Annotated in this window: 9 protein-coding genes and 1 pseudogene; all 10 read right to left on the reverse strand. The window is 43.8% G+C overall.

From position 1 onward, the window contains the following. Nucleotides 1-542 (reverse strand): two-component system activity regulator YycH (yycH, locus tag ACW12G_RS01500; protein WP_455647106.1); only part of this gene is annotated, 542 nt, incomplete at its 3' end. Next, on the reverse strand, nucleotides 532-2403 hold the full coding sequence (gene walK / locus ACW12G_RS01505; protein WP_146976127.1) for a cell wall metabolism sensor histidine kinase WalK: 1872 nt from the start codon (nucleotides 2401-2403) through the stop codon (nucleotides 532-534). The genes walK and yycH, both read right to left, overlap by 11 nt. Before the next feature lie 95 nt (nucleotides 2404-2498). Further along, nucleotides 2499-3206, reverse strand: a complete 708-nt coding sequence (yycF, locus tag ACW12G_RS01510) for a response regulator YycF (RefSeq protein ID WP_029510319.1) — start codon at nucleotides 3204-3206, stop codon at nucleotides 2499-2501. A gap of 134 nt (nucleotides 3207-3340) precedes the next feature. After that, nucleotides 3341-4321 carry a ribose-phosphate diphosphokinase gene (locus tag ACW12G_RS01515; RefSeq protein ID WP_010000991.1) on the reverse strand — a complete coding sequence of 327 codons (981 nt, stop codon included), beginning with the start codon at nucleotides 4319-4321 and terminating at the stop codon, nucleotides 3341-3343. 144 nt (nucleotides 4322-4465) lie between these two features. Beyond that, entirely contained in the window at nucleotides 4466-4963 is a 498-nt protein-coding gene (gene tpx / locus ACW12G_RS01520) for a thiol peroxidase (RefSeq protein ID WP_010002215.1), read from the reverse strand. 36 nt (nucleotides 4964-4999) lie between these two features. Next, entirely contained in the window at nucleotides 5000-5818 is an 819-nt protein-coding gene (locus ACW12G_RS01525; RefSeq protein ID WP_455647107.1) for a Cof-type HAD-IIB family hydrolase, read from the reverse strand. Nucleotides 5819-5952: 134 nt separating this feature from the next. Beyond that, on the reverse strand, nucleotides 5953-7185 hold the full coding sequence (locus tag ACW12G_RS01530) for an MDR family MFS transporter (RefSeq protein WP_029510317.1): 1233 nt from the start codon (nucleotides 7183-7185) through the stop codon (nucleotides 5953-5955). An 89-nt stretch (nucleotides 7186-7274) separates the two neighbouring features. Further along, nucleotides 7275-7793, reverse strand: a complete 519-nt coding sequence (locus tag ACW12G_RS01535) for an NUDIX hydrolase (protein WP_455647108.1) — start codon at nucleotides 7791-7793, stop codon at nucleotides 7275-7277. Beyond that, the gene (locus ACW12G_RS01540; RefSeq protein ID WP_141308409.1) at nucleotides 7790-8458 is read right to left on the reverse strand and encodes an HAD family hydrolase; all 669 of its coding nucleotides are present in this window, start codon (nucleotides 8456-8458) and stop codon (nucleotides 7790-7792) included. The genes ACW12G_RS01535 and ACW12G_RS01540 overlap by 4 nt, the downstream gene beginning before the upstream one ends. After that, nucleotides 8455-8845, reverse strand: a pseudogene (locus tag ACW12G_RS01545) (histidinol-phosphatase HisJ); the annotation flags it as partial. The pseudogene ACW12G_RS01545 and the gene ACW12G_RS01540, both read right to left, overlap by 4 nt.

Genomic DNA, 8845 nt, shown 5'->3' on the forward strand with positions numbered 1-8845 from the left:
TCATCGTCATCCAATCGCGCCACTTTAACCGTGGTGATCTGTCGCTTTTTGGTATTTACAAAATAACCATTATTAGACTGATCAAGCGCCAACACAAAGTAATCAAAGTTCAGTGCCTTTTGGCGTTCAACTTGTTGATTATAACGTGTATTGAAATAATCAATTGGGATCACATCTGGATACCGCAACACTAAGGCGCTTTTGGTGCTTAAAATTTTTTCTATCCGCTGCGTACTGACCGTGGTTGTTTGCGCATCGGAAAAACGCGCTGACATCAGTGCGTTCCGAATCGTTTTCACTTGTTTTGAGTCAGTTTTCAGGACAACATGTTGCTGGCCATTCGCTTGGGTAACAATATACTGCGTGGGCCGAAAAACCTGAATGAGCTGCTGGTTGGATTGTTGTGTTGCCGATTGACTGGCTGTTTCCGTTGGCCCAAAAGACTTGAAAGTAAAGGCACTTAACACCACCGAAGCGCCAATCGCAAGGACCAAGAGCACATTCAAAATGGTTTGTTGGAGAAGAAATGGTTTATTCCGCATCCCAATCATCCTCCTCTAAATCTGCGTCATCCACATATGCTAACGAAATATAGAAGGTAGAGCCTTCATTTTCAACGGAATCAACCCAAATACGACCATTAAACTTTTCCACGACTTCTTTTGAAATCGCAAGTCCTAAGCCAGTCCCACCTTGAGCGCGTGACCGTGACTTATCCACACGGAAAAATCGGTTGAAAATATTATCCAAATCTTTTCTTGGAATCCCCAACCCTTGATCTGAAATACTTAAAATTGCCCGTGTCTTCGTTTTAATTAAGCGCGCCGTAATTGTGCCGCCATCAGGCGAGTACTTCACCGCGTTATTCATAATGTTATCCAACACTTGGGTAAATTTATCTGGGTCCACTTCAACCCAAACATCCTCATTAGTGAATTCGCGTTTAATGTTATAGCTTTTGTTTGGCGTGTCAGCATTTTTAGCATCGTTTTCAATAATCATATCGAAACGATTTAAGACAAAATTGAACAGACTATTGAGGTTCACCACCTCAAGTTTCACATCCATCGTCCCTTGATCCAAACGGGATAACTCCAACAGGTCGTTAATCATCCGAATCATACGTTGCGTTTCATCCTGAACCACGCCCAAAAAGTTTTGCGCCATTTCTGGGTCATTAATCGCCCCTTCAGCCAACGCATCAACATAAGAACGCACAGAGGTCAACGGTGTCCGTAATTCATGTGACACATTGGAAACAAACATGCGGCGTTCGGAATCAATCCGTTGTTGTTCCGTAATATCATGTAGGACCACAACAAGACCAGAAATAAAGCCCGATTGCCGTTTAATTAAGGAAACATAGGCTTGAACGACTACTTCCTTGCCAGCATCTGACAAATCAACCTGGAAATCGTCCAGATTTTCCAACATATCACGCAACGTGCGCTTACCACGCAGATGTAGCAAATCCACCACATGTTGTCCAATCGCTTCTTCGCGATCGACGCCGACAAAATCTGCCGCTGCCTGGTTAATAATCGTCACTTCACCCCGTCGGTTAGCTGCTAAAACACCATCCGCCATGTGCGTGAGCACTGAATCCAGCCGGTTACGCTCCGCATTGACCGTTTCCGTGGATTCCTCGACTCGCGTGGAGAGTTCGTTAACTGATTGGGCAAGATGACCAATTTCATCAGAACCGTAGATATGGTTGACCATCGAATAGTCACCATTCGCAATTTTAGTCGTCTGTTCATCAATTTGTTCAATCGGCCGTGTTAAAGTATGTGCCAAGAATAGCGCCAAACCAATGCTGGCCACTAAAGCAATTAAACCAGCAATGATAAAGAGCCGCATCACGCTATTAACATGTTGATAAACTGGTGCCAAACTGGCAGCGACAACAATGACCCCACTCACATCACGGACACGACCGGACGTCACCCCTAGCGGTATCGTTAATAATTCCTTACGATCACCATTATCATTGATAATGCGCGTCTTTAAAAAAGATTGCTCGCCAGCAATCGCCTTTTGGGCATTTAAATCCGTTGTTTTTTGCCCAATGGTTTGCTGACCGGAAACAGATAACGTCCCACGAATTGTGCCCGTACGATCGATAACCTGCGCTTCTTGCAAGTTATCATTATTTAAACTCGATAACACATCTTGAATCTCGTGGTTACCGGCATTTGTATCCGGATTTTTAAGTGCCGTCGTAATTTGATCGGTCACATATTTGGGTAATGTAATTTGTTGCTGAAAAGTCGCCAAATTTTGCTGTTCAATTTGGCGTACAAAAAACGCACCCAAAAGTTCGAGTGCGATAATCATTAGCAACACAAAAACGAGGGTGATGCGAAAACGGATAGATTTAAAAAAACTGATCGTACTGTTCATAGTTACTGACGCCTTGCGTCTGTCTCCTTGCGATATCCATACCAAATAGCGTTATCATCGCCTATTTCAACCTGCAAGGTATGAAACGATGCGACTTATTCTGCTTCTGGGCGTAAGTAATACCCAACGCCGCGGCGCGTTGCGAGCCAGTTTGGGTGACTTGGGTTGTCTTCAATCTTTTCGCGTAAGCGACGGACAGTAACATCGACTGTGCGGACATCACCAAAATAGTCGTAACCCCATACCTGTTGCAACAAGTGCTCACGGGTCATCACTTGCCCAATGTGTTGAGCAAGATAATACAACAGTTCAAATTCACGGTGTGTTAATTCAATATCCTGCCCCGCTTTTGATACCATATAGGCTTGGGGATGGATCGTTAAATCACCGAGTTCAATATCTTCTGTATTGACGACTGCATCATCTGAATGTTGCGCAACTGCCTTACGACTACGCAAGTTAGCTTTGACACGTGCGACTAATTCTCGGTTAGAAAAAGGCTTCGTCACATAATCATCTGCACCCATTTCTAGACCCAAGACTTTATCAATTTCAGAATCCTTGGCTGTCACCATAATGACCGGAATTTCTGACTTTGAACGAATTTGACGCAATACTTCAACGCCATCAATTTCGGGTAACATTTGATCTAATAAAACAAGATCTGGCTTTTCGTCACTGAACATGGTTAAGGCTTCTTGACCATCCGCTGCCGTGACAACATCATAGCCTTCTTTTGTTAAATTAAACTTTATGATATCTGAGATTGGCTTCTCATCATCCACAACCAAAATTTTACTCATGGATATGCTCCTCACGCGTCTTTGCTAGTTTATTTATCTTTAAGTATATCATTTTTATGCCATTTTGTAATATATTGCACAAAAAAAGCCGAATCATCGACTTTTTACCGTACCGTTCAACGTCAAGTCCTGGTTTAGTGTGAACGACGATGGAAACGATTTTTAAATAGTGATGAAATGGCTTCGTTGTTATTAATCCGGCGAATGGCTTCACCAATCAGTTCACCAACTGAAACAATTTCTAATTTATCAAACTTTTTATCTTCAGGTAAGTTGATTGAGTCTGTGACAATCACTTTTGTGAAGACAGAATTCTGCAAGCGTTCAACCGCTGGTCCTGAGAACACGGCGTGTGACGCAACAACATACACTTCTTTAGCCCCATGTTCCATGATCAATTCGGCCCCTTGGGTAATCGTACCAGCAGTATCGATCATGTCATCAATCATGATGGCTGTCTTGCCTTTAACATCGCCCACAATGCTGCCGACTTCGGCCACATTTGGCTTGGGACGACGCTTATCAATGACAGCTACCGGTGCTTCTAATTCCAACATATTGTTCAAGTTACGCGCACGGGTCATGCCCCCGTGATCTGGTGACACAACCACCGCGTTCTTCTTGTCCGCAATTCCAGATTCAATCAAGTAGTCGGCTAACAACGGTGCTCCTTGCAAATGATCCATTGGAATATCGAAGAAACCTTGAATTTGCGCTGCATGTAAATCAAGCGCCAATACCCGCGTTGCGCCCGCCCGTTCCAACATATTGGCAACAAGCTTGGCTGTGATTGGTTCACGCGAACGCGCCTTACGATCTTGGCGTGCATAGCCATAGTAAGGTAATACCACATTGATTTGGTTGGCTGATGCGCGACGCAAGGCATCAATCATAATCAACAATTCCATCAAGTTATCGTTGACTGGGGCAGCGGTTGATTGGATAACAAAGACGTTATCCCCACGAATGCTTTCCTCAATGTTAATCTGTACTTCACCGTCGGCAAAGCGCTTGACAGATATTTCACTCAAAGGGACACCCACGGATTCAGCAATCTTTTCCGCAAGTGGCTCATTTGAACTTAAAGAAAAAAGTTTCAATTTAGGTTCTGGCATGTTTGGCTCCAAATATTTTATGTGAATTTAATGTCCCTGTTTATTTTAACAAAAAAAAGGGCCAAGCGCCACTGACGACGTTGCCTTTTATCAGATCATAAAAAAACAGACTGGGACATCCCAATCTGTTTTTGATCACGCAATTTACCCCTGTAATTCACGTAAAACGCGTAGTGCATCATCATAATCTGGTTCTTCAGATACTTCTGGGACAATTTGTGCGTAACGCACAACACCGTCAGCATCAACAATGTAAACTGCACGGGCATCAAAGCCTTGTGACGGAATGTAGAGCTTGGTTGCGTAGCCAAATGATTCTTGTTCATCAGACAACATCCGCAAGTTCTTAACCCCTTCAGCCGCACACCAGTCGCGTTGTTCGGCAACCGTGTTTGTTGACACTGTCAAGAATTGGATGCCTTCAAATTGATCCACTGTTTGATTAAAGTGGCGCGTTTGCAATGTGCATGTGCCAGTGTTCAAATCAGGCACAACTGAAATCAACATCAATTGCCCAACCAAATCAGCAGTTTTAACCTTTTCACCATTTTGATCTTCCAACTTAAAGTGTGGCAATGTTTCACCAACCTTTAAGGGTTCCCCAACAAGCGCTGTAACTTCACCTTCTAATAAAACGTCCATTTTGCGACCTCCGCATCTTATATAACCGAACTTTAATTATGATTTAAGCACAAATTTTTCAATGGCGCGTGCCACGCCAGAGTCATTATTGCTTGCTGTTTCGTAATCGGCGATTGCTTTCAAGCTTGGAATCGCATTGCCCATCGCAACGCCAATGCCAGCTTGTTCAATCATCGAGTAATCATTGGCCTGATCACCAATCGCCATTGTTGCGTCATGGGATACGCCCAATTCATCAGCAAGGGCTAGTAACGCATTACCCTTTGAAGCTTGACGATCAATAAATTCCAAATTATTCGCCGTTGAGCGAATGACATTAACATGTTCACTAATTGTCTTTGGTACCGCGGCTTGCACAGCGTCAAGTTCATCACTTTCCGCGTTCGCAATCGCCTTAATAAAGGCAATCTTTTCTAACTCAGCTTCTGAATCCAACACAAATAATGGGAGATTAACCAAGCTGTTTTCAAAGCTTGCCCACGGATGGATACAATGATTCGTTGTATACGCCGCATCATGTGATTCAACCTGCACATAAATCTGCTGTGCCGTCATAAAAGCATTAATTTTTTGAAATTCTGATACCGCTAATGGTTGCCGGAACAACGTCTTTTGCCCATCGGCCGTTTGTACGAGGCCACCATTATAGGTAATCACATATTGATCGGATCCAGTAATGTTTAACTCTGACAGGATCTTTTGGACACCAGGTAATGGTCGGCCAGTCGTAATAACAATCTTCACACCCTGTGCCATAGCTGCTTGTACAGCTCGTTTCACTTCTGGTGTAATTTCGTGACGATTATTGATGAGTGTTCCATCAATATCAATTGAGACAATTTTAATTTCTGACATCTGTTTGCTTGTTTATCCAACAACTGTGTTGTGCTTGTTGTCGCTTCCCTTCATTTAAAATCAGCTCGACACAACCGTTTATCATGCTTAATTACATTATAACAAAATAATAAAGTGCGTCACGACAAAACACTTCAACTTGTTCGGTTCTCGCGTAACATCTGCACGGCTAAATAAGTAAACAAAATGCTGATCCCCGTAGCTGTAAGTAATAGTAACGCGGCACCAACATTGCCTACCAAAACGGAGGCACTCACAATCCCAGACGCTAAAATAGCGCCAATCGGCCGAATCGCGGCACTAAAACCACTATAAGCGCCAATTTTTTCTGGGTTCATCATTTCAGCGCGCAGAGACTGACTGGCTGGTGTGACAATCATTTCCCCAAGTGTCAAAATCACGGTAAAAACCATAAGTGGCCAAAAGTCCGTTAACAAGAACATGATGGCAAAGCCGCCACCCTGTAAGGCGGTACCGACCGCACTCGCTTTCATTTCAGACCAATGTTTAAATAGTTTGGTCATCATGCCCATCATCAAGACAATCATGAAGGTGTTCACCATGGTCACAATGGATAGCATCCGCTGCCCAAAAATCTCAACACCAGCGATATCAATCGTATGGAATGTTTGAGATAAATGTGCGGCAAGATAATAATCTGGTGACGTGAAAATAATTGTTGCCCCAATACTTGCGATCATAAATTTCATATAGCGACGATCTGCAAATACCGTTCGGTAACTTTTCACCGCTGCCCAAACCGACTGACCATGGGTTGGCCGTTTGTCCTTGGGTAAGGTTTCAGTAATCCATACGAGGACAATAATAAGACTAATCAAGGCCCCAATGGCGGTGCCAATCAAAAGTTGGAAGCGTGCCGTTTTGAAAAACCAACCACCCAGTCCTGCGCCAATCATCACCGCTAAATTGATAACCCAATAAATCATGGCATAAATGAACTTACGATTTTTTACCGTCGATACATCAATCATCATGGCTTCTTCAGCTGGAGAGGCAAAGCTTAACCCCACACTCGCCATCAAGAAACCAAAAAACGTGATGTAGGGATTAATATATAGTGGTGAATTCATCACGGCAGCTAGCAAATAGCCTAATGTCATTAAGCCAATTCCAGCAATCATAACCCGCTTACGTCCCCACAAATCCGCCAGATGACCACCATATAAGCCAGCCAGAAAACCAGCTACTTGGACAAGGACTAACAAAATCCCCGTCAAAAAAGCACCAAAATATCCCACATAATAAATGGTCATATTGGGGCCGACCGAGGAACCAATCGCGACTGTAATAAACATCATCACAATGCGTAATTGAATATTTCGATCAAGTTTAAAAAAATCAGCCATCCGGCGCTCCCTACTTTCTCATTGCGACAAAATAAAAGAAATATGGTGTCACAAAACCATATCTCTACTTTTTTCATGCCAAACGACAATTAGAACAAGCGTGCTTTCGCTGTGTGTAATAAGTCGTTATCATCAAAGCCATTTGCAGTGTTATTAGCCAGCGCTTCAGCGAAACTCACCCAACGAACCGCCACCACTTCAGCGGTTTGTAATTGAAAGGTCACCGGCTGATCCGGTAATTTGATGGCATACCAATCTTCAATCCAGTCAGTATAGCGCAACGTCTCAATAAACACCAGCTCGTCAGCTGAAACAGCTAGCCCAAGTTCCTCAGATAATTCCCGCACTAACGCTTGCTGACTTGTCTCACCAACTAAAACAGCCCCACCCGTATCAGCGGTCCATATCCCAGGATGGCTTAACTTGTCAAAAGCACGCTGCTGTAACAACACATCACCCTTTGAATTAAATATCAACCCATTGGTCACCAAATGGTAGTCCCCAGGTTGTAGTTGTTGGCCACGTTGATGCGTTCGTCCCGTACGTTCTTTTTGCGCATTATAGACGTCCCAGTATTCACCTAATTTATCTGCGCGATGATCACTCATTTGTATAGTACCTCTGCTAATGCTTCCCGTGTCGCAACCAGATAATCTGGTTCGGATTGTTTCAGCGTTTCTTGTGTATGCGCACCCCAAGTCACTGCAATGGTTGTCATTCCAGCTGCATTCCCAGCATCGATATCAAAGGTTGCATCGCCAACCATCACCGCTTCATTCGCAGATAATTGATATTCTGCTAGCGCTTGCTGTAACCCACCTGGTGCTGGCTTATAAGCCACGACGCGATCTGACCCATATATCGCCGTAAAATATTTGTCCAAAGATAACATGGCCAAATTCCGTTGCGCCACAGCTGATTTTTTACTCGTCATCAAAAATAGTTGCTGCCCAGCAGCCACTAATTGGGTTAACAATTCCGGGATTCCTGAAAAGGCCTGAATTGTCTCAGCTGATTCCCCAGCTTGATAAGCCGATCTAAAAGCGGTGAATAACTGCTGTAATGTCGTCTGATCCATGGGATCCTGTGCTAACAATGGAAACGACGTTTCAATTGGTATCCCTTGATATTGAATAATGGCTGCTGCCGTTGGTATCGGCAAATCCATTTGTGCAAAAGCGGCTTGCGTGGCATACACAGCTAATTTTTCTGTATTGGCCAAGGTGCCATCAAAATCAAAGAAAACTGCCCGATACTGCGTTGCCGCCGTCATGCTTGCAAAACCGCTGCAAGATCATCAAAATAACGACCCACTTCACTTACTTGGTGGGCATCTGAGCCATACACCACGTCAATTCCCATATCGCGAGCAGCCGTTACAACATTAAACTGCGGATAAGTCGCGCCATTTTCAACTTCACTCAGGCCGGCTGCATTAAATTCTAACGCATAACCGCGTACTTGCATCATTTGGAAAATGTCCCCAATCATACGATAGATATCGTCCGCATAATCTGGCAAATCTAACACCTTTTGGAATTTTTTAACCAGTCCAAGATGTCCGATTGCCACCGGTACATCAACCCCTAAAACGGCTTCAACACTCTGCGCAACTGTTTCAAAATAGCGGCGATAGAATGCTTGTGGGTCTTGTAACAAC

This window comes from Leuconostoc sp. (assembly GCF_965300815.1).